The following is a 21,109-nucleotide window of genomic DNA, read 5'->3' on the forward strand; positions in this document are numbered from 1 at the left end:
GTTCAGAGGAGAGATTCATACCTGACTCAACGGTCACGGACGCCTCAGGTTCCACAAACAGAATCACGAGACACTAGAGGCGGACGGTCATCCGCACGGTCACGTCGTCACCTGCCGAGAGACCTTGGGGCTTCCGCACCGCGTTCTTGAGCGGCAGCAGGTAACGGCCGTCCTTGGGGAAGAGCGACGTCTCGAAGACGACCTCGCCGATCCTCGCCTCGACCGGGATCACGCCCCAGCCGTAGGTGGCCATCGCGGCCACCTCACGGATGTCGGCGGACTCCTCGTCCGGCACCGGCAGGAAGTAGTACGGCGCCGGCCCGCGCCATTCGATCACCCGGCCGGTGAAGGCGAGTTGCATGAGGTCAGGGCCCGTTCGTCGAGGACGGTCAGCTCGCGCTCAGCGTACCTGCGGTGCGCGCGGCGGGAACGGCCGGCGTCGGTGCCTCCGCCGCGGCCTGCTCCGGGTCGTCGAAGGTGACGACGACCTTCTCCGATGACCTTCTCCGATGCTCCCGGCGTGACGGCGAGCGCGAAGGCCCGCTCGACCTCGGCGAAGGGCACACGGTGGCTGATCAGCCTGGCGAAGCTTTCGTGGTGCTCGACGATCTCCGGCGTGACCTCGAAGATCTGGGTGGGGTACTGCGCTTTCGTCCCATCGCCGACGGACTGGCCCGCAGGAGGCGGCGAGGTTCTGTCCCGGTGAGTGGAAACGAGGGTCACGTCCGTCGCGGGCGCGGAGCGGTTGGGGACGCCCGCCCCGTGGACACCCTCTTGACGTCGACCGGAGCTCGGCCGACACTCCAGACAGGAATCCTAGTGAACAGGTAGGGAAACATGGGGCGCCTTGGACCGGTCACCGCCGATGCGAGCCGTATGTCCGGGCCGTCACCCCTTCTGACCTCCCGCCGTCACATCGATCTGCTGCGAGTGTGCAGCGCGATCAGCCCCCTGGGCTGAGCCCGGCCCACCTCCGCGCCCCGACGGCTGCCGTCGCCGTCGCCCGTCGGCGGAGGCCGCCCGCTCACTGCCCGACGTCGCTTCCGCCGCGCGTACGTCCACGCACTCACCCCGGGGAGAACCATGTCCGTCACACCGCTCGCCACGGTCCGCTCCGCCCAGCCCGCTCCCGCGTTCCGGGGCCGGATCGGCCGGGACGCGCGCAGCGGGCACTACGCCGTGCCCCGCCGCTACCGACTCCATCTCGCACCCGCCTGTCCGAACGGGCTGCGCATCGCCGTCGTGCACAGCCTGCTCGGCCTCGACGACGCCTGTCCGGTCACGTTCCTGGACGCGGTCCCCGACGGCCCCGATGGGGGACACTCCGTGCTGCGCCCGCTGTACGAGGCGAGCGCGCACCGGTATGCCGGGGCGGCCGTCGGACCGGTGCTCAGCGACGACTGGTCCGGGCGGATCGTCAGCACCCACGCGCCCGACATCACCCGCGACCTGGCCCGGCACTTCGGAGGCGGCCGTACGGCGCCGTACCCGTGCGGGGCGGAGTCGGAGATCGAGGCCGTGGAGCGGTTGTGCGGACAGGGCATCGCGCAGGCCGCACAGGCGGCCGGGACGGTGGGTCCGGAACCGGTGGCGCGTGCCGAGGGGCTGGACAGGCTGCTGGAGACGCTGGGTTCGCTGGAGCGCTGGCTCGTCGGCCGCGCGTACCTGATCCGCGACCAGATCACCGCCGCCGACGTCGAGTTGTGGGTCACCCTGGTCCAACTCGACACCGTGCACCGCCACCACCTGGACGCCGCCGTGGTGCACCGCATCGCCGACCACCCCGTCCTGTGGGCCTACGCCCGCCGCCTGGCCGCCCACCCGGCCTTCGGCACCCACCTCGACCTCGACGGCATCGCCCGCCGCCATCACGCCCACTGCCAGGGCCTGGAGGCCGCCGGATCGGCCGTGCAGATCCTGGACTGGGCGAGCCACGCGGTCGGAGTGCCTGACCGTGCCCTGAGAGCCGAAGCGCCTGACCGTTCCTCGAGAAGAGCCGCCGGACCCGGAACAGACCGCATGGCCGGGCCGTTGTGACTGACGACGACAGTGCATGACGACACGTGCACGACGACCCCGGCGCACCGGACGGAGGTGGAGGACATGCCCCGCATGCCCCACCCCCGTGTCCTGAACCCGCGCCGCCGTGTCCTCCTCCATTCCCGGCCGCACATCGATCTGCAGCGCGTTGCCGGCGCGCTCTGTTGTTCCTGACCCGTCGCCCGCCACCGGTGCCCTCCCCGACGAGGGCCGGTGATCCCGTACGGACCTTCAGGAAGGCACCCACCCGTGTCCCCGTCTCCCTCTTCCTCCCTGCACCTCGCCGTCGCTCTGGACGGCACCGGCTGGCACCCTGCCTCCTGGCGCGAGCCGGTGGCCCGTCCCCGCGAGCTGTTCAGCGCCGGCTACTGGGCCGACCTGGTCGCGGAAGCCGAACGCGGTCTGCTCGACTTCGTCACCATCGAGGACGGCCTCGGCCCGCAGTCCTCCCACTTCCTCGAACCGGACGAGCGCACCGGCCAGGTCCGCGGCCGCCTGGACGCCGTCCTGATCGCCGCGCGCATCGCCCCGTTGTCCCGGCACATAGGCCTGGTCCCGACCGCGGTGGTCACGCACACGGAGCCGTTCCACCTCTCCAAGGCGATCGCCACCCTGGACTATGTGAGCACCGGCCGGGCGGGCCTCCGGGTCCAGATCACCGCCCGGCCCAACGAGGCCGGGCACTTCGGCCGCCGCACCATCCCGCCCATCGAGGCCTACGACAGCCCGGACACCCGCGACCTGGTGACCGACCTCTTCGACGAGGCCGCCGACTACGTGGAGGTCGTGCGTCGGCTCTGGGACAGCTGGGAGGACGACGCGGAGATCCGGGACGTCGCCACCGGCCGCTTCGTCGACCGCGACAAACTCCACTACATCGACTTCGAGGGCAGGCACTTCAGCGTCAAGGGGCCCTCCATCACGCCCCGCCCGCCGCAGGGTCAGCCACTGGTCAGCGCCCTCGCGCACGACACCGTCCCGTACCGCCTGGTGGCCCGGGCGGCCGACGTCGGCTACGTCACCCCGCACGACACCGACCAGGCCCGCGCGATCGTCGCCGGGATCCGGGCCGAGCAGGAGGCGGCCGGCCGGGCGCAGGAACTCCTGCACGTCTTCGGTGACCTGGTGGTCTTCCTCGACGACGATCCGGCCGAGGCCGCCGCCCGCCGGGACCGCCTCGACGCCCTCGCGGGGGAGCCGTACACGAGTGACGCGCGCATCTTCACCGGGACGCCTGCCCAACTCGCCGACCTCCTGCAGGAGTTGGTGTCGACCGGTCTCACCGGTTTCCGGCTGCGTCCCGCCGTCCTCGGCCACGACCTCCCGGCGATCACCCGCGGACTGGTCCCCGAACTCCAGCGCCGCGACGCCTTCCGCCGGGCCTACGAGGCCGACACCCTGCGCGGACTGCTGGGCCTGGCCCGCCCCGCCAACCGCTACGCCGTCGCCTGAGCCGGAAGGACCGCAGACCCATGAGCAAGCCCCTGAAGCAGATCCATCTGGCCGCCCACTTCCCCGGCGTCAACAACACCACCGTCTGGAGCGACCCCGAGGCCGGCAGCCACATCGAGTTCAGCTCCTTCGCCCACTTCGCGCGGACTGCCGAACGCGCCAGGTTCGACTTCCTGTTCCTCGCCGAAGGACTCAGGCTGCGCGAACAGGGCGGGAAGATCTACGACCTGGACGTCGTCGGCCGCCCCGACACCTTCACCGTCCTCGCCGCGCTCGCCGCCGTCACCGAGCACCTCGGCCTGACCGGCACCATCAACTCCACCTTCAACGAGCCCTACGAGGTCGCCCGCCAGTTCGCCAGCCTCGACCACCTCTCCGGCGGCCGCTCCGCCTGGAACGTCGTCACCTCCTGGGACGCCTTCACCGGCGAGAACTTCCGGCGCGGCGGCTTCCTCCCGCAGGAAGAGCGCTACTCCCGGGCGAAGGAGTTCCTGGCCACCGCGAACGAGCTCTTCGACTCCTGGCAGGGCGACGAGATCCTCGCCGACCAGGCCACCGGCACCTTCCTGCGTGACGCCAAGGCCGGCTCCTTCGTCCACACCGGGCAGCACTTCGACATCCACGGGCAGTTCAACGTCCCGCGCTCCCCGCAGGGACGCCCGGTCATTTTCCAGGCCGGCGACTCCGAGGAGGGCCGCGAGTTCGCCGCCTCCAGTGCCGACGCGATCTTCAGCCGGTACGCCACCCTCGACGCGGGCCAGGCCTTCTACACGGACGTCAAGAGCCGCCTCGCCAAGTACGGCCGCAGCCACGACCAGCTCAAGATCCTGCCCGCCGCGAGCTTCGTGCTCGGCGACACCGACCAAGAGGCCGAGGAGATCGCCAAGGACGTCCGCCGCCAGCAGGTCAGCGGCGCCACCGCCCTCAAGCACCTGGAGTTCGTCTGGAACCGGGACCTGTCCTCGTACGACCCGGACGGCCCGCTCCCCGACATCGACCCGGACCTCGGCGAGCACCACATCGCCCGCGGCCGCGCCCAAGTGCGGATGTACCGCGACCCGCTGGCCACCGCCCGCGAGTGGCGCGAGCTCGCCGCCGCCCACAACTGGTCGATCCGCGACCTGGTCATCGAGACCGGCAACCGCCAGAACTTCGTCGGCTCCCCGGCCACCGTGGCGAAGACCATCAACGACTTCGTCCAGTCCGACGCCAGTGACGGCTTCATCCTCGTCCCGCACATCACCCCGACCGGCCTCGACGTCTTCGCCGACCAGGTCGTCCCCCTGCTCCAGGAACGGAGCGTGTTCCGCACCGAGTACGAGGGCCCGACCCTGCGCCACCACCTGGGCCTCGCGCACCCGGACGGTCACTCCTTCCAGTCGAGCTGATGCTCGGGAGTCCCCACCGACCGTCCGTACGCGATCGCCTCGGCGCGGCCGGCCTCATCACCGAGCCGGTAGCGGAACACCTTCCCGGCGAAGGCGACCACCCGCTCCTCCTCGGTGGTGAAGTCGGCGTACCAGCCGTTCGCCGGCTCCAGCACATCGGCGAGCGCGTCCGCGAGCAAGGCCACATGGTGGTGGTCGTCGGTCTCCCACTCGACGAACGTCCACAGCCGCGGCTGCGCGGCGGTCGCGCTCGCCCCGACGTCGACCCGGCTCACCTTGCGCAGCCGCAGTCCCCGCGGCTCGAACACGGCGCCGGGGCGGAGGCTCTCGCCGATGACGTATCCGGTGATCATGTGCCGTCTCCCTGAAAGTCGGTGTCCTGTGTGCGGATGACGCTACGACCCCATGACTGACATCCTGTGTCAGTCATACGGGGAGGAAGCGAGCGCCCGATGCGAGCGGACCGACTGCTGTCGCTGCTGCTCTGTCTGCAGTCCCGCGGGCAGATGACGGCCCGTCAACTCGCGGAGGAGCTGGAGGTGTCGGTCCGTACCGTCTACCGGGACCTGGAGGCGCTCGGCTCGGCCGGAGTGCCGGTGGTGGCGAGCGGCGGGCCCGGCGGCGGGTGCCGCCTCATGGACGGCTGGCGCAGTCCGCTGCTCGGGATCAGCGCCGAGGAGGCGACAGCCTTGCTGGCGGTCTCCACGGGCGGCCCCCTGGAGCGGATCGCGCTGGGCGACGCGCTGGCGCAGGCGAGGCTGAAGCTGCTGGCGTCGCTGCCGGCGGGCGGCCGGGAGCACGCGCACACCGCGGCGAGCCGCTTCCACATCGACACACAGGCATGGTTCAAGCCACCCGAACCGGTCCCGCACCTCGCCGTGCTCGTCGATGCCGTACGGCGGGACAGACGCCTGCGCCTGACCCACGCGCACCGTGACGGCCGGACCACGGCGAGCGTCGTCGACCCACTGGGCCTCGTCGCGAAGGCGGGCGTCTGGTACGTGGTCGTGCGGTCGAACCGCGGAATCCGTGCCCACCGGGCGTCACGGATCGCGGCGGCGGAGCTCCTCCCCGAGCCCTTCACCCGCCCCGCCGACTTCGACCTCGCGGACCACTGGGCCCGCTGGACCGCCGAGTACGAGGCGAGCCTGGACCAACTCCCGGTCACCGTACGCCTCACGACCGAGGCCCTGGCCGCCCTGCCCGAGGTCCTCGGCGACACCACGTCCGCCGCCCGCGCGGCCCCGGACCCGGAGCCCGGCTGGCACCGCCTGGTCCTCCACTTCGACTCCGCACGCGCCGCCTGCCGCCGCCTGCTGGGCTTCGGCCCCGACGCCGAGGTCGTCGAACCGTCGCAGGTCCGGGAGGAGTTGGCCGAGACCGCCCGCCGCACCGCCGCCCGCTACCGGGAGCCGGGCGGCTCCCTGCCATGATCGACGCCATGGCTCTTCGTATCGTCCCCGCCGAGGTCACGGACCTCCATCAGGTCCTGGAGGACCACGCCCGCTACTGGGGTGACCGTGACCTTCGTGCGCTCCATCTGACGGCGCTGGTACAGGAGTTCGGGTCCACCTGTCTGGTCGCCCGTTCCGACGACGGCATCCGCGGCTACCTCATCGGGTTCGTCACACCCGACCACACCGGGTACGTGCATCTTGTGGCCACCCGGGACGATGCACGGGGCACCGGCCTCGGCCGTCGTCTGTACGGGGCGTTCGTCGAGGCCGCGCGGCGACAGGGCGCGGTCCGCCTCAAGGCGATCACCTCGGTCACCAACGAGGGTTCCGTCGCCTTCCACGGCAGCCTGGGCTTCGACGCCCGCGTCGTGGAGGACTACGACGGCCCCGGCCGGCCTCGTGTCGTCTTCACCCGGGACCTGCCATCCGTACGGGATCCCGAGATGCCTGTGGAGCTCGGCGGCTGACGGAGGGTGGCGTGGGTCGGGGGCACGTCACCCTCCCCCGAAGGTGACGTGCCCCCGACCGCTCCCCCGGCGCCGGACAGTGGTCCAGCATCGCCCGTGTGCGGCCCGCATGTGCTGTCACCAGCACATGACCGCTGTTTCCCCCGAACCCCAGCTGGAGTACAGGCGCACACGGACGAAGTAACGGCGGCCCTTGACGAGACGGGCCTTGATCGTGGCGTTGCGCGGGGTGCCCCCGTCGTCCTCGCCGGTGAGGTAGCGGGGCTCCTGGTCCCGCTCCTCGAAGAGCACCACCAGGGCGTCGCTGTCGCCGAAGGTGCCCACGGTGTACTCCCGGGTCTCCGGCGGCTCGACGACGAAGTCGGCCTGTTCGCCCGGCCCGAGACCGAGCGTCGCCGAACGGAACGGCACCAGCGCGGGCGCCCGCGACGGCTCGGCCGGCGGATACCAGCGCAGGACGTACTCCTTGTCGGCGGCGGAGAGCGTGCCGGGCGGGTTGAGGCCCGCGCGGTACTGCTCCGGCTCCAGGATCAGCCCCGCCTCGAAGGGATACTCCATGATCGACTGCGGGTCCCAGACCGAGCCGTTCACCTCCCGCGGGTCCAGCTTGCGCAGGATGTTGAAGAACGTCCGGTCCCGGCTCCAGAAGTTCGGCGGGCCCGCCAGATCGGCGTAGACGGCCTCGTCGTCCCAGTGGATGCCGGCGAACGGGCTCTGGTGCTCGTGCAGCATGCCGAGCCCGTGCCCGATCTCGTGCAGGGCCGTCCCGCGCTCCCCGGGCGCGGTCAGGTCCCAGCCGAAGTTCATGGTGCGGTCGTGCAGACCGACCTGGAGGGCGTCCTTGCCGACGGTCGACCAGGAGCCGTCGCCGAGCTGGAACCCGATCCGCAGCTCGGCCTCCGAACGGTCGCCGACCTCGGTGAACGACACCCCGATGCCGAGGTCCTGCCACTCGCGGAAGCACTCGCGCACGACGTCCCGCTGCTCCTTGGCGCCGACCCACGACACCCGCCTGGTCGCGCCGGATCCCGGCACGGGAATGACGGACCCGTCGGTGTCGTCGTCGAAGAAGTAGTAGTGCAGCACGGTCTGGTTGGCCCACATCCGGCCGCCCGCGATGAGCGCACTGTGCCGCTCGGCGGCCAGTCCCGGAGTGAAAGCCGGGGCGGGCTGCTGCGCGAGTGAGCAGTAGCGTGCGGTCATGGCGAACAGACTGCCCCGGGCCGCCCCGGGGCGCCTGAGTCGGGGGCTACTCAAGTCCCCCTGTATCAGGCGTGAGTATGGCGGCTCTTGTAGTCGTGACGATTTTCGAACGGGACACGAAGACGCTGGAGCTGCCCTGGCCGTTCACCGGCCGGGAGGATGAACTCGACCTGGTCCGTAGGGCCCTGACCGCCGCCCGCCACGGCATCGTGGTGACCGGTCCGGCGGGCAGCGGCAAGACCCGCCTCGCCACCGAGGCGGTCCGCGGCACCGACTGCGCCAAGGTCGCCGGGACGCCCGAGACCCGGCAGATCCCCTTCGCTGCGTTCGCGCATCTGCTTCCCGAGTCCGTCTCCTTGCACCGCGCCGTCCAACTCCTGTCCGGCACCCGGCTGCTGCTGGTCGACGACGCCCATCTGCTCGACGACGCCTCGGCCGCCCTGGTCCACCAGCTGGCCGTGCACGGCCGCACCCGCCTCCTCGTCGTCGCCACCGAGGGCGCCCCGGTGCCCGGCGCGATCTCCCGGCTGTGGACCGGGGAGCTGCTGCCGCGCCTCGCCCTGGAGCCGCTGCCGCGTGAGGAGACGACCCAGCTGCTCGCCGCGGGCGCCGGTGAGGGCCTGGAGCCGCTCACCGTCAACCGCCTGTACCGCCTGTGCCAGGGCGACCTGCGGCTGCTGCGCGACCTGCTGGGTGCCGTGCGCGGGCTGCTCGCTCCCGTCCCGGGCTCCTTGGGCGAGTGGGCCTGGCGCGGCCCGGTGCCGATCACGGCGACCGTCCGCGAACGCACCGCGCACCTCCTGGACCGCACCGACCCCGACGAGCGCGAGACCCTCGAACGACTGGCCTTCGCCGAGCCCCTGCCGCTCCACCTCGACGACCTCGACCTGCGTCCCCTCGAACACCTGGAGGCCGACGGCCTGGTCCGCGTCGACGACCACGGCGCCGTCCGCCTCGCCCACCCCCTGTACGGCCCGGTCCTGCGCGCGGCGGCCGGACGGCTGCGGGCCCGGCGGCTGTCCCGCACGCCGGACAGCTGCGGGGCCGCCCTGGCCGCCGAGTCCGCCGCGCTGACCACAGGGATCGAGCGGGCGGACGTACGGGCGATCCCGGCACCGGTGGGGGAGTGGCTGCTGGACGAGGGTGCCGCGGTGCCCGCCGGATACGCGGCCGTACGCGCGCGGTTCTCGCGGCTGCGGGGAGAACTGCGCGAGGCGGCGGCGTGGGCGCGGGAGGGCTTGCGGGGGCCCGGCGACCGGGTTGCCTGCCGCAACGAACTCGCCCTCGCCGTCGCCCAGTCGGGCGACGCGACGACCGCGCACGAGATCCTGGGTGGCCGCCCCCACGGGGGTGGGGCGGCCACCTGGCTGGCGGCGGCGGGCGGCGACCTCGACGGGGCCGTGGAGGCGATCACCGACGACGGGTACGACGCCGTCCGGCTCGGTGTTCCCGAGCCGGACGGCGGCCGGCTGTCCGGCGTCTTCCGCGGGCACGCCGACGCGCTCGCCCGCGGCGACGGTCCCGCGCTGGACCGGGCGGCCCGGGAGCTGGAGGAGCGCGGCTTCCTGCTGTTCGCGGCCGAGGCGCACGCCCAGGCCGTACGCGCCCACCGCGACCCGCGCGCCGCCCGCACCTCACGTACCCGTGCCGTCGCCCTCGCCCGCCGCTGCCAGGGCGCCCGCACCCCGGCGCTGTCCGGCCTGGTCCTCGGCGAACTGACCGCCAGGCAGCGGCAGATCGTCACGCTCGCCGCCGCCGGCCTGAGCAACCGGCAGATCGCGGAGAAGCTCACCCTGTCGATCCGTACCGTCGGCAATCACCTCTACAGCGCGTACGTCCGCCTCGGCGCGAGCGACCGCGGCGCGCTGCCGTGGCTCGTCGAACTGCCGCAGGCGCAGCCGGCCTGAGCCGCACCCACCGGACCGGCGGTCTGACCCCCGTCATCGGGGGAGGGGTCAGACCGCCACACGCACCGGATCAGGCGGCCACACGCACCGGATCAGGCCGCCCCACGCACAGGATCAGGACGCCCCGAACGCCGAGAACGCCCACCCCGTCGCCTGGTGGGTCGCGTCGCCCGGCATCGCGGCGCGCGCGTCGCGCAGGGACTCCGCCAGCGACAGGCCCGCGCTGATCCCCTTGTGCAGGGCGAGCATCAGCGGCACCACCGCGGCGTCGTTGACGGGCGCGCTGCACGCCACCACCCCTGCCGTGCCCAGCGGCAGCAGCGCGGTGACCAGGCCGAGCAGCTCGTCGGCGCCGACGGACGCGAACCGGGCGGTGTCGCAGCAGGACAGGATGATCCGGTACGGGCTGCGGTCCAGGCGTTCGAAGTCGTGGACGATGAGCGGACCGTCGGCCATCCGCAGCGACGAGAACAGGGGGCTGTCCGCGCGGAACGTGCCGTGCGCGGCGATATGGGCCAGCGCCGAGCCGTCCAGTTCCTCCAACACCTTGGGAACACGGGCCTCATCGTGCTCCAGGACGGTCGATCCGCCGTACCGGTCGGCCAGTTCGGGCACCTCGGCGCCGCCGGTCGCCAGCCCGGGCCCCCTCACCAGCACGTGGCGGCCGCCCGGCGGCGGTGCCGTGTTCCGGGCGCGCAGCCAGCTGCTCGCCGACGGCGACACGCTGAACACCCGCTCCCGCAGCGACGGCAGCAACGCCCACGGCACCCGGTGCAGCCGTCCCGGCGGCACCACCACGACGGGGCCCGTGCCCAGATGCGCGGCCGCCGGACCGAACAGCAGTTCCTCCAGGCGGCCCCCCGCGGCCTCCACCACCGGAAGCCGGGCCTCCGCCCCCGGGTGGGCCAGCCGCCGCAACCCGGCCTGCACATGCTCGGCCTCGGTCTCAGCCTCGGCCAGCAGCCCGGCCTCGAACCGCCGCACCCGCCCCCGCCCGCACAGCAGCACCTGCACCCGCCCGTCGAGCACGGCCAGCTCCACGAGCCGTACGTCGTCCCCCAGGCGTTCCAGCAGCCGGGCGGGGTCGAACCGGTCGCCGTCGCCCGGTGCGTCGCCCCGGATGTGCAGGGTCCGGGAGCGGATCTCCCGCTCCAGCCGCCGCTGTTCACGCTCCAGTGCGGGAACCGGACGGCCCTCCATCCGGGCGGCCTCGGCGCGGGCGGCGATCTCCCGGAAGGCGGTCATGCCGCTGAGCAGGGCGGGGTCGGCCGGGGGTCGGGTCGGCGGCGCGGACAGGACGGTGGCCCGCCAGCGTTCGCTCCACACCAGCAGCCGCCGCGGGCCGCCCGAGTCGAGACTGGCCTGCTGGGCCAGCGCGGCGAGTTCCGCGCCCTGCGCGGTGGCCCGGGCCCGCAGCTCCGAGGCGCCGAGCGTCGTCCGGTGGTCGTCCAGCACGTCGAGACCGCGCCGGCAGGCCTCCAGGACACCCCGGCCCGAACCGGCGGCCCGGGCCCACAGCGCCTGCGCCGCCCAGCCCGTCATCCGCGCCAGCGGCGGACCGCTGTGCCTGCTGCGGGCGGCGACCGTCAAGTGCCGTTCGGCGTCGGCCGTCCAGCCGAGGCCGAGAGCGATCCGCCCGGCGAGCAGCGAGGCCTCCGGCGCGGCCGGTGCGCCGAAGGAGGCCAGCCGGTCGGCCACCGCGGAGGCGTCCGCGACCAGCCGCCCCGAGCCGCGCCCGGCGGCGACCCGTGCCTCGATCAGCACCAGCCGGGCGTGCGTCTCCCACCAGGTGCGCCGCTGCCCGGCGAACAGCCGTACGGCCATGTCCGCGCGCGCGATCGCCGTATGCGGATCACCGGCCGACCGGGCCGCCCGCGCGGCGGCCAGCAGCAGCTCGGCCTTGCGGGTGGACTGCCCGCCGATGCCGTCCAGGACCGCGATCGCCGCGTCCGCCTCGGCCAGCGCCTCCGGGGCGAGCCCGGCCGCCATCAGGACCTCGCAGCGCCGGATGTTGAGCATGAAGGTCGGCGTGCCGAGTTTGGCGTACCGCTCCTCGGCCTCGTCGAGCAGCCGCAGCGCCGCCGGGATGTCGCCCGACCGGAACGCGGCAAGTCCCCGGCTCTCCACCGCGTCCGCCTTGTCGTGTTCCTGGCCGGTGGTGTCCCACAGCGCCTCGGCGGCGGTGAAGTCGGCCTCCGCGCGGTCCACCGCGCCGAGCGCGAGATGCACCGTGGCGCGCAGGGTCAGCGCACGCGCCGTCCAGATGACGTCGTCCGCCTGCCGCAGTACGGGGATCGACCGGCGTACGTCCTCCAGCGCCTCCTTGTGATGCCCCAGCACCCACGAGGCGTAGGCCCGCCGGAACAGGACGCGCGCGCGGGTGTGCCCGCTGCTCACCGCGACACCACGCTCCAGCGCCTTCAGGCCCTCCCGGGTACGGCCCGCATGCACCAGGGCCACACCGAGGGCGGCCAGGACGTCCGCCTCCCGGTCGGGAGACTCCGCGCGCACCGCCAGATCGCGGGCCAGGCGCAGATGGTGCAGCGCGATCTTCAGATCGCCCCAGTCCCGCTGCCAGATCCCGATCACCTGGTGGGCGACAGAGGCACACCATGGAGACGGGTCTGAGTCGAGCACGGCCTGCGCCCGTGCGAGAGCCTCGTTCGGTGCGGCGAACACCATCGGCAGCAGTTCGAGAACCGAGTCGCTTCCCGCTGTCACTCCATGGATGGTAGTGGCCCCGGTTGCATGCCACACGAGTTTGGTGCTGTATCAAGCAGCGCGGTGGCGGCTCTGACTGACGACCCGCCGCCTCAACGGGAGGACATGCCATGGCACCACAGCGTTTCCGCGAGCAGTTCGACCAGATCCAACGCTCCATGCCCGACGTTCCGCTGGCCCTGGGCCCGGACGACTCGGCCGAGTTCGTCTACGAGAAGGGCGTGATCCTCGCCCGCGACGGCGAAGAGGCACGGCTCGTCGAGGACAGCGTGCGCGCCCACTTCACCGAGGCGCCCGACCTGACCCCCGAGCACGTGCGCCGGGCGAGCCCCGAGACCAACCGCTCGGGCATCACCCGTATCCGGGTCGGCGACCCCGGCCAGGGCGACCGGCGCGGCGACCCGGCCGTCGCGAACGCCCTGCGCGCCCTGCGCGCGCCCGAGGGACGCGCCGGACGCCGGCTGGTCAGCCGCAACCACGTGGTGTCGATCGCGGTCAACTCCTGCCCCGGCGACGAGCCCGTGCCCGCCCCGCGCGCCCAGGGCACCAACCCGGCCCCGGCCGAGGCCGGCCACGACCCGGACACCGCCGTCGGCGTCCTCGTCATCGACAACGGCCTCACGCACGACTACCCGGCGGCGGGTTCCCTGCTCGCCCACGTCCAGGGCGACCTGCACGGCACCGAGACCGACAGCCAGGGCAACCTCCTGCAGTACATCGGCCACGGCACCTTCATCGCGGGCCTCGTCGCGGCCGTCGCCCCCAACACCGACATCACCGTGCTGAGCAGCCTCACCGACGCCGGCGCCATCCTGGAGTCGGAGTTCGGCGAGCGGCTCTTCGACGCCGTCGAACAGCACGGCTGGCCCGACATCATCAGCCTCTCCGCCGGCACCTCCAACGGCCGCACCGACGGCCTGCTCGGCATCGACGCCTTCATGGCTGAACTCCGGCAGCAGCGCACCCTGCTGGTCGCGGCGGCCGGCAACAACGCCAGCGCCACGCCCTTCTGGCCCGCCGCCTACGCCTCGCTGCCCGACTACCACGACGCCGTCCTCTCGGTCGGCGCGCTGCGCGGCGACGGCGAGCACGGCGCCTGCTTCAGCAACCACGGCACCTGGGTGAACGCCTACGCCCCCGGCGAGCGCCTCACCAGCCCCCTCACCGGCTTCGACGCACCCGTCCCGTACCTGTACCAGCACTCCACGTACGACGACTGCCGCTACGGCTTCACCTACGCCTGTACCTGCCAGTCCCCGCAGCACACCGGTGTACTGAGCGAGGAGGGCGACACCGTCACGCCCGACCAGGTGACGTTCGAGGGACTCGCGCAGTGGAGCGGCACCTCCTTCGCCACCCCGGTCGTCGCGGGCCTGATCGCCGCCCACATGACCGCCCACAAGGAGACCGACCCCCGCGTCGCCCGGCAGCAACTGCTCGCCTCCAACACCGAGTTCGCGGAGGTGCGCGGGGCGCACGTGCCGGCGCTGCGGCCGGCCACCTGGCGGCCGGTCCCGGGCGGGCAGCCCCCGGCGGGCGCATGACGGCCGGAACCGTCCACTCCACGGCGTACGATGACTTGCCGTACACGAGGGGTGGGACCGTGGACCGTGCAGAGGTCGGCGCGCTCGTCCAGTCCGCCGTCGACGGCGACGCGGCGGCCTGGAAGGCGCTGGTGGAAGGGCTGAGCCCGCTGGTGTGGTCCGTGGTGCGCGCACATCGGCTGTCCGACGCCGACGCGCACGAGGTGTACCAGACCGTGTGGTTCCGCTTCGCCCAGCATCTGGGCCGGATCCGCGAGCCGGAGAAGGCGGGCTCCTGGCTGGCCAGCACCGCGCGGCACGAGTGCCTGAAGGTGCTCAAGAGCTTAAGGCGGCTGATGCCGACGGACGACCCGCAGGTCCTGGACCGGATCAGCGAGGACCGTACGCCGGAGCAGTCGTTCCTCGATTCGGAGGAAGCCGCCGCCGAGACCGAGCGGATCCGGCGGGTGTGGCAGGAGTTCGAGGAACTCGGCGACCGGTGCCGGCAGTTGCTGCGGGTGCTGATGGCCTCGCCGCCGCCGAGCTACCAGGAGGTGTCCGGCGCACTGGGGATCGCGGTGGGCAGTATCGGGCCGTTGCGCCAGCGCTGTCTGCGCCGCCTGCGGGCCCGACTCGACGCACGGGGAGCGTTGTGAACGACATGAACGACATGAGTGATCTGAACGACCTGAATGGTGGCTCCTTCGCCGGCGAAGGCATCGGCGACGAGGAGTTCGGCGACGGACCGGACACCGGGTTCGACGACAGTCTCCTGGACGATCTGCGCCTGGCGGCCGGCATCCTGGACCCGGTGCCGGCCGAGCTGCGGCAACTCGCCGTCGAGGCCTACGCGCTGCATGACCTCGACGCCAGGCTCGCCGAGCTGACCTTCGACTCGCTGGTCGACGCGATCCCGGTCAGAGGAGCGACGGATCCGCCGCGGATGCTGACCTTCCACACCGGTGACGTGACGGTCGACGTCGAGGTGACGGCGCAGGGCCTCATGGGGCAGGTGCTGCCCCCGCAGCCGGCCAGCATCGAGGTGCTCAGCGGACCCCGCACCGGCGCCTCGCTCACGGCCGACGACATGGGGCGGTTCACGTCCGACGTGGCCCCCGCCGGGCCCTTCGCACTGCGGCTGCGGGCCGGCGGGGAGGTGGTGGTCACGGAGTGGCTGCGGGCCTGAGCCCGCGGCATCAGCTCCGGCCGGGTGGGCAGCAGGTGCAGCATCTGGCCGCAGTCGTGGGTGACGGCCTCGCCGCCGGTATGCAGCGGACCGGCGAGACCGACCGCCTCGGTCTCGCCGACATCGTCCCGGGCCACGGCGGGGCCGAGCAGGGAGTGCACCTTGTCGCCGGTGCTGTGGGCGCGGGCCCGGACGGTATCCGTGATCCACCCGTTTCTCGTCGTCGTAACGGCCTGGTCGGCCACGCCCGGCCCTCGCCGTGCGGCAGGCGGATGCGGGTCAGCGGGTCCGCGCGCATGAGGTCCGCGAGGGCGGGGGCGAACTCGGTCCCCTCCGGGGCGAGCGCGGGCCAGTCCCGTACCGGCGGCGGCACCTGCCCGGTCGGCGTGGTGGTCTCCTCGGTCATGCCCTCACCCTCACCGCCGCCGGTCCGCCCGTCGGGCCGGAGTGCTCCGGCCGGAGGTCAGCCGGTCACGGCCGCGACGAGGCCGGCCAGCGCGGACGCAAGACGCGCCAGCCCGGGGCCGGCCGGACCGCCCGGCTCGCTCATGTAGGTGTCCCGGCGGATCTCCACCATCAGCGCGCTCACCCGGGGTTCGGTCCCGTAGAACTCCAGCGGCACGTACGCCCCGCCGAACGGGCTGTCGAGCCCGATCTCCCCGCACTCCGCGAACGCCTCCCGTGCGGCGGCGAGCAGTTCGGGCGGCGTGTGGAAGGAGTCGGTGCCCAGACAGACCGGCGGCCGCGGCCCCTCGCCGTGCAGCTCGTAGGGCAGCGCGCGGGTGGGATAGGAGTGCACATCGATGATCACGGCCCGTCCGGCGGCCGCGAGCCGCTCGGCCACGGCCGCCGTCATCGCCTGTGCGTACGGCCGGAAGTACCGCGCGATCAACGGCTCCGGCTCGGTGTCCGCGGGCCGCAGCGGTGCGCGATGCGTCGTCCGCGTGTACACGGCGCCCATCCCCACGGCGAGCATCTCCTCCCGCTCGTCCGGGAACCGTTCCGGGTCCACGACCAGCCGCGAGAGCCGGTTGACGAACCGCCAGGGAACCACCGGGGACAACTGGGAGGCCTCGGCGGCGATCTCCGCGGTGTGCGCGTCGGTGATGTGGTCGAGCTCCCGCTCCAGCCCCGCGTTGTCCAGCACGACCCCCGCCCGCACCGCAGGCGGTATCTCCCGCGCCGAGTGCGGCACATGAAGGATCACCGGGGAGTCCGCCGCGCCGGGCAGCAGTTCGAAGGACGGTGCGGCGGAGGTCATGAGGCGGCTCCCGGGGGCGTTGTCAGTGGCGTGGTGCACGATCAAGGTGCCACATCGGAACGTCGAGGAAGGGCGGGGCGCAGCATGCCCGTCAGCCACCAGCAGGTGACCGCACACCCGTTTCTCAAGGGGCTCTACCGGGACGACTACTACCCCGACCACGTGGTGGACCGGGGCAGGGAGATCCTGCTGCGGCTGTGCGAGCGCATCGAGGCCGAGCGGCCCGCCGACCTGGAGGCGCTGTCCGTCCTGACCCAGGCGGCCACCGAGGAGTTCAACGACCTGCAGGTCGCCTTCGAGGAGGCCGACAGCGACATCGAGACGGTGGCCCGCGAGGAGATAGCCGAGGACTTCTGGTTCGTGGCACAGGCCTACGGCTTCGCGGACGCGGACGTGGAGGAGCTGATCGCCACCCGGGACTGGTGAGACACGGCTCCGCCCCGGCCGGGCGGTTGCCGGCCGGGGCGGAGTCACGTACGGGCCTGTCTTGGGCCGTCGCGTCAGCTCAGGGACGCGAGCGCCTCGTTCCACGTGGTGGACGGGCGCATGACCGCGGCGGCCTTGGCCGGGTCGGGCTGGTAGTAGCCGCCGATGTCGGCCGGCTTGCCCTGGACGGCGTTCAGCTCGTCGATGATCTTCTGCTCGTTCGCGGCGAGGGTCTCGGCGACCGCCGCGAAGGCCTTCGCCAGGTCCGCGTCGTCGGTCTGCTTGGCCAGCTCCTGCGCCCAGTACAGGGACAGGAAGAAGTGGCTGCCGCGGTTGTCGATGCCGCCGACGCGACGGGTCGGCGACTTGTCCTCGTTGAGGAAGGTCGCCGTGGCGCGGTCGAGGGTGTCGGCGAGGACCTTGGCGCGGGAGTTGCCCGTGAAGTCGGCGTACTGCTCCAGGGACGGGACCAGCGCGAAGAACTCACCGAGGGAGTCCCAGCGCAGGTAGTTCTCCTTGACCAGCTGCTGGACGTGCTTCGGCGCGGAGCCGCCGGCGCCCGTCTCGAACAGCCCGCCGCCCGCCATCAGCGGGACGACCGACAGCATCTTGGCGCTGGTGCCCAGCTCCAGGATCGGGAACAGGTCGGTCAGGTAGTCGCGCAGCACGTTGCCGGTGACCGAGATGGTGTCCTCGCCGCGGCGGATCCGCTCCACCGACAGCTTGGTCGCCTCGACCGGGTTCAGGATGCGGATGTCCAGACCCTCGGTGTCGTGCTCCGTCAGGTATGCCTTGACCTTGGCGATCAGGTTGGCGTCGTGGGCGCGGGTCTCGTCCAGCCAGAACACCGCCGGGTTGCCGGTGGCGCGGGCGCGGGTGACGGCCAGCTTCACCCAGTCCTTGATCGGGGCGTCCTTGGTCTGGCAGGCGCGGAAGATGTCACCGGCGGAGACCGTCTGCTCGATCACGACGTTGCCGGCCTGGTCGACGAGGCGGACCGTGCCGGTGGTGGGGATCTCGAAGGTCTTGTCGTGGCTGCCGTACTCCTCGGCCTTCTGTGCCATGAGGCCGACGTTCGGGACCGAGCCCATCGTCGACGGGTCGTAGGCGCCGTTGGCGCGGCAGTCGTCGATCACGGCCTGGTACACGCCGGAGTAGCTGGAGTCCGGCAGGACCGCGAGGGTGTCGGCCTCCTGGCCGTCCGGGCCCCACATGTGGCCGGAGGTGCGGATCATGGCCGGCATCGAGGCGTCGACGATCACGTCGGACGGCACGTGCAGGTTGGAGATGCCCTTGTCGGAGTCGACCATGGCCAGTGCCGGGCCCTCGCCGAGCTCGGCGTCGAAGGAGGCCTTGATCTCGGGGCCCTCGGGCAGGCCCTCCAGGCCCTTGTAGATGCCGCCGAGACCGTCGTTCGGGGTCAGGCCGGCCGCGGCGAGGGCCTCGCCGTACTTCGCGAACGTCTTCGGGAAGAAGGCGCGCACCACGTGACCGAAGATGATCGGGTCGGAGACCTTCATCATCGTGGCCTTGAGGTGCACGGAGAACAGCACGCCCTCCGCCTTGGCCCTGGCGATCTGCGCGGTGAGGAACTCGCGCAGCGGCGCGACGTGCATGACGGACGCGTCGACGACCTCGCCCGCGAGGACCGGTACCGACTCGCGCAGCACCTTGGTGGAGCCGTCGTCGCCGACCAGCTCGATCTTCAGGGAGCCCGCCTCGGAGATCACGGCGGACTTCTCGGTGGAGCGGAAGTCGTCGACGCCCATGGTCGCCACGTTCGTCTTGGACTCGGGGGTCCAGGCGCCCATGCGGTGCGGGTGGTTCTTGGCGTAGTTCTTGACCGACGCGGGGGCGCGGCGGTCGGAGTTGCCCTCACGCAGGACCGGGTTGACCGCGGAGCCCTTGACCTTGTCGTAGCGGGCCTGGATGTCCCGCTCCTCGTCGGTCTTCGGGTCGTCCGGGTAGGCCGGCAGCGCGTAGCCCTGGCTCTGCAGCTCGGCGATCGCGGCCTTGAGCTGCGGGATCGACGCCGAGATGTTCGGCAGCTTGATGATGTTGGCCTCGGGCGTCTTGGCGAGCTCGCCGAGCTCCGCGAGGGCGTCCGGGATGCGCTGCCCCTCCTCCAGGTACTCCGGGAACAGGGCGATGATGCGCCCGGCGAGGGAGATGTCGCGGGTTTCGACGGCGACACCCGCCTGCGAGGCGTACGCCTGGACCACCGGCAGGAAGGAATACGTCGCCAGGGCCGGGGCCTCGTCAGTGTGCGTATAGATGATGGTCGAGTCAGTCACCGGGTGCTCCGCTCCACGTCTGCAACATTGCTCGACATCAAGATATCTCCTGATCGACCTCGGCTCGACAGGGGTCCGCACAGTCGTGCGGTCCCGTGAGAAATATCCGCTCCCAGGCAACCGATGCTTCCGATCATGCGGTCATGGAGGGTGATCACCCACGATCACCCACCGGATGCGGCGGCCGGACCTGACCACCCGGTTGCCCGAGCGAAAGCTGACCATGAGATATCGCACGAGAGTGACGGCTCCGGCCACCGCTCTGATCGGCACGGCCGCGGCCCTGACCACGGCACCCTTGGCCTACGCGGCCCCGAAGGAGACCGGCACCCCGGGCCCCGAGACCCTCGGCGACCCCGTCTTCCCGAGCCTTGGCAACGACGGCTACCGCGTCTCGGCCTACCACCTCGATCTGGCCTACGACGCGACGACGCAGCTCGTCGACGCGACGGCGACCCTGCGGATCCACACCACCCAGGCCCTGACCCGCCTCTCCCTCGACGCCCTGGGGCTGGACATACGCACGGTCCGCGTCGCCGGCCGCCCGGCCACGTACGAGCAGGCGGAGGAGAAGCTGCGGATCACGCCGGCGCGCCCGCTGCCGGCGAACGCGCCCGTCACCGTCTGCGTGGAGTACACGGCCGACCCGCGCCGGGAGCTCGCGCACACCGCCTGGGTCGCCACCCCGGACGGTTTCGCGGTGTGCCCCCAGCCGAACTCCGCGCACACCGTCTTCCCCTGCAACGACCACCCGGCGTAGAAGGCCGGCTTCACCTTCCGCCTCACGGTGCCCAGCGGCCTGCGCGGCGTCGCCACGGGCGTGCTCGTCCGCACCGAGAGCCTCGACGGCGACCGGACCGCGTACACCTACCGGTCCCGCTCGCCGATCGCCACCGAGCTGGTCCAGATCACCGTCGGCGACTACCTGGTCAAGGACCGGCAGGGCCCGCACGGCCTCCCGCTCCGGGACGTCGTGCCGGTCGCCCGCGCCGCCGCCCTGGAGCCCGCCCTCGCGCTGACCCCCGGTCTCGTCGAGTGGATCGAGCAGCGCCTGGGGGCGTACCCCTTCGAGACGTACGGCCTGCTGCCCTGCAACTCCGACGACCCGAACGCCTTCGACTTCACGGGTCTGGAGACCCAGACGCTCACCATTTACAAGCCGAACTACCTGCTCCAGGAGGAGTCGCGGATCGGTTCGCACATGATGCATGAGCTGGTCCACTCCTACTTCGGCAACAGCGTCAGCCCCGCGACCTGGGCCGACCTGTGGCTGAACGAGGGTCACGCCGACTTCTACGGACTGCTGTACCGCTACGAGCGCGGCTGGGCCGACTCACTGGGCCTGACCACCATGGAAGCCCGGATGAAGGACATGTACGCGCGCGGCGACCAGTGGCGCAGCACCTCCGGCCCGGTCGCGTCGCCCAACGCGGCGAACCTCTTCGACAGCCAGCGCTACCTGGGCGGCGTCCTGGTCCTCTACGCGCTCCGGCAGGCCGTCGGCGAGGACGTCTTCCACGCCGTCGAGCGGACCTTCCTGGAGCGGTACCGGGGCGCGTCCGCGTCCACGGAGGACTACATCGCCGTCGCCTCGGAGGTCTCCGGGCAGGACCAGTCCGGCTTCCTGCGGGACTGGCTCTACGGCACGAAGACCCCGCGGATGCCCGGCCACCCGGACTGGACGGTCACGCCGGTGAGCTCGTCGCTGCGGCAGCCGGAGAGCCGGACGGGCGGGCACTACCACGACAACTCGGCCACCCTGTAAGAGATCCGCCGAGGCAGAC

At 72.3% G+C, this 21,109-nt stretch carries 19 protein-coding genes and 1 pseudogene; 14 read left to right on the plus strand and 6 right to left on the minus strand.

What is annotated here, in order from left to right:
* Window positions 1–73: 73 nt before the first annotated feature.
* Window positions 74–361, minus strand: a complete 288-nt coding sequence (locus AC5P09_RS26805) for a DUF1905 domain-containing protein (RefSeq protein WP_307678693.1) — start codon at window positions 359–361, stop codon at window positions 74–76.
* Window positions 362–496: 135 nt separating this feature from the next.
* Here AC5P09_RS26805 and AC5P09_RS26810 point away from each other — a divergent pair, with 135 nt between their 5' ends.
* From AC5P09_RS26810 to AC5P09_RS26835, 6 genes are all read left to right on the plus strand, one after another.
* On the plus strand, window positions 497–706 hold the full coding sequence (locus AC5P09_RS26810; RefSeq protein ID WP_493876330.1) for a hypothetical protein: 210 nt from the start codon (window positions 497–499) through the stop codon (window positions 704–706).
* A 170-nt stretch (window positions 707–876) separates the two neighbouring features.
* The gene (locus AC5P09_RS26815) at window positions 877–960 is read left to right on the plus strand and encodes a putative leader peptide (RefSeq protein WP_493876398.1); all 84 of its coding nucleotides are present in this window, start codon (window positions 877–879) and stop codon (window positions 958–960) included.
* A gap of 123 nt (window positions 961–1,083) precedes the next feature.
* The gene (locus tag AC5P09_RS26820; protein ID WP_493876331.1) at window positions 1,084–2,037 is read left to right on the plus strand and encodes a glutathione S-transferase C-terminal domain-containing protein; all 954 of its coding nucleotides are present in this window, start codon (window positions 1,084–1,086) and stop codon (window positions 2,035–2,037) included.
* Window positions 2,038–2,112: 75 nt separating this feature from the next.
* Window positions 2,113–2,214, plus strand: a complete 102-nt coding sequence (locus AC5P09_RS26825; RefSeq protein WP_323186291.1) for a putative leader peptide — start codon at window positions 2,113–2,115, stop codon at window positions 2,212–2,214.
* Window positions 2,215–2,289: 75 nt separating this feature from the next.
* Window positions 2,290–3,492: an LLM class flavin-dependent oxidoreductase gene (locus AC5P09_RS26830; protein ID WP_493876332.1), complete on the plus strand. Its 1,203-nt coding sequence runs from the start codon at window positions 2,290–2,292 to the stop codon at window positions 3,490–3,492.
* Between the two features lie 20 nt (window positions 3,493–3,512).
* A complete protein-coding gene (locus tag AC5P09_RS26835) occupies window positions 3,513–4,880 on the plus strand; it encodes an NtaA/DmoA family FMN-dependent monooxygenase (protein WP_493876333.1) in 1,368 nt (455 codons plus the stop codon).
* Here AC5P09_RS26835 and AC5P09_RS26840 read toward each other — a convergent pair.
* Entirely contained in the window at window positions 4,859–5,233 is a 375-nt protein-coding gene (locus AC5P09_RS26840; protein WP_493876334.1) for a hypothetical protein, read from the minus strand. The genes AC5P09_RS26835 and AC5P09_RS26840 overlap by 22 nt on opposite strands.
* A gap of 99 nt (window positions 5,234–5,332) precedes the next feature.
* On the opposite strand from AC5P09_RS26840, the gene AC5P09_RS26845 reads away from it, so the two are divergent.
* Together AC5P09_RS26845 and AC5P09_RS26850 are read left to right on the plus strand one after the other, a co-directional pair.
* A complete protein-coding gene (locus tag AC5P09_RS26845) occupies window positions 5,333–6,313 on the plus strand; it encodes a helix-turn-helix transcriptional regulator (protein WP_493876335.1) in 981 nt (326 codons plus the stop codon).
* 8 nt (window positions 6,314–6,321) lie between these two features.
* Window positions 6,322–6,804 carry a GNAT family N-acetyltransferase gene (locus AC5P09_RS26850; protein WP_493876336.1) on the plus strand — a complete coding sequence of 161 codons (483 nt, stop codon included), beginning with the start codon at window positions 6,322–6,324 and terminating at the stop codon, window positions 6,802–6,804.
* Between the two features lie 117 nt (window positions 6,805–6,921).
* Here AC5P09_RS26850 and absR1 read toward each other — a convergent pair whose 3' ends face one another.
* On the minus strand, window positions 6,922–8,007 hold the full coding sequence (gene absR1 / locus AC5P09_RS26855) for a beta-glucuronidase AbsR1 (protein ID WP_493876337.1): 1,086 nt from the start codon (window positions 8,005–8,007) through the stop codon (window positions 6,922–6,924).
* Window positions 8,008–8,084: 77 nt separating this feature from the next.
* Here absR1 and AC5P09_RS26860 point away from each other — a divergent pair, with 77 nt between their 5' ends.
* Window positions 8,085–9,914 carry a LuxR family transcriptional regulator AbsR2 gene (locus AC5P09_RS26860; protein WP_493876338.1) on the plus strand — a complete coding sequence of 610 codons (1,830 nt, stop codon included), beginning with the start codon at window positions 8,085–8,087 and terminating at the stop codon, window positions 9,912–9,914.
* A gap of 114 nt (window positions 9,915–10,028) precedes the next feature.
* Here the strand turns inward: AC5P09_RS26860 and AC5P09_RS26865 are convergent, their stop codons facing one another.
* Entirely contained in the window at window positions 10,029–12,596 is a 2,568-nt protein-coding gene (locus tag AC5P09_RS26865) for a CHAT domain-containing protein (RefSeq protein WP_493876399.1), read from the minus strand.
* A 149-nt stretch (window positions 12,597–12,745) separates the two neighbouring features.
* On the opposite strand from AC5P09_RS26865, the gene AC5P09_RS26870 reads away from it, so the two are divergent.
* Genes AC5P09_RS26870 through AC5P09_RS26880 form a run of 3 tightly spaced genes read left to right on the plus strand, consistent with a single transcriptional unit; the run spans window position 12,746 to window position 15,344 of the window.
* Window positions 12,746–14,179, plus strand: a complete 1,434-nt coding sequence (locus AC5P09_RS26870; protein ID WP_493876339.1) for a S8/S53 family peptidase — start codon at window positions 12,746–12,748, stop codon at window positions 14,177–14,179.
* On the plus strand, window positions 14,176–14,814 hold the full coding sequence (locus AC5P09_RS26875) for an RNA polymerase sigma factor (RefSeq protein ID WP_307678703.1): 639 nt from the start codon (window positions 14,176–14,178) through the stop codon (window positions 14,812–14,814). Before AC5P09_RS26870 ends, AC5P09_RS26875 begins: the two co-directional genes overlap by 4 nt.
* A 5-nt stretch (window positions 14,815–14,819) precedes the next feature.
* The gene (locus AC5P09_RS26880) at window positions 14,820–15,344 is read left to right on the plus strand and encodes a hypothetical protein (protein WP_493876340.1); all 525 of its coding nucleotides are present in this window, start codon (window positions 14,820–14,822) and stop codon (window positions 15,342–15,344) included.
* A gap of 463 nt (window positions 15,345–15,807) precedes the next feature.
* Here AC5P09_RS26880 and AC5P09_RS26885 read toward each other — a convergent pair whose 3' ends face one another.
* Window positions 15,808–16,605, minus strand: coding sequence for an N-formylglutamate amidohydrolase (locus AC5P09_RS26885; protein ID WP_493876341.1), 798 nt, complete (start codon window positions 16,603–16,605; stop codon window positions 15,808–15,810).
* Between the two features lie 84 nt (window positions 16,606–16,689).
* Here AC5P09_RS26885 and AC5P09_RS26890 point away from each other — a divergent pair, with 84 nt between their 5' ends.
* On the plus strand, window positions 16,690–17,031 hold the full coding sequence (locus tag AC5P09_RS26890; RefSeq protein ID WP_493876342.1) for a DUF5713 family protein: 342 nt from the start codon (window positions 16,690–16,692) through the stop codon (window positions 17,029–17,031).
* Between the two features lie 74 nt (window positions 17,032–17,105).
* Here AC5P09_RS26890 and AC5P09_RS26895 read toward each other — a convergent pair whose 3' ends face one another.
* Entirely contained in the window at window positions 17,106–19,325 is a 2,220-nt protein-coding gene (locus AC5P09_RS26895) for an NADP-dependent isocitrate dehydrogenase (protein ID WP_493876343.1), read from the minus strand.
* Window positions 19,326–19,548: 223 nt separating this feature from the next.
* Between AC5P09_RS26895 and AC5P09_RS26900 the strand changes: the two are divergent.
* Window positions 19,549–21,090: pseudogene (locus tag AC5P09_RS26900) on the plus strand (M1 family metallopeptidase).
* Window positions 21,091–21,109 lie beyond the last annotated feature (19 nt).

The sequence above is a fragment of the Streptomyces sp. a15 genome (genome assembly GCF_059026085.1).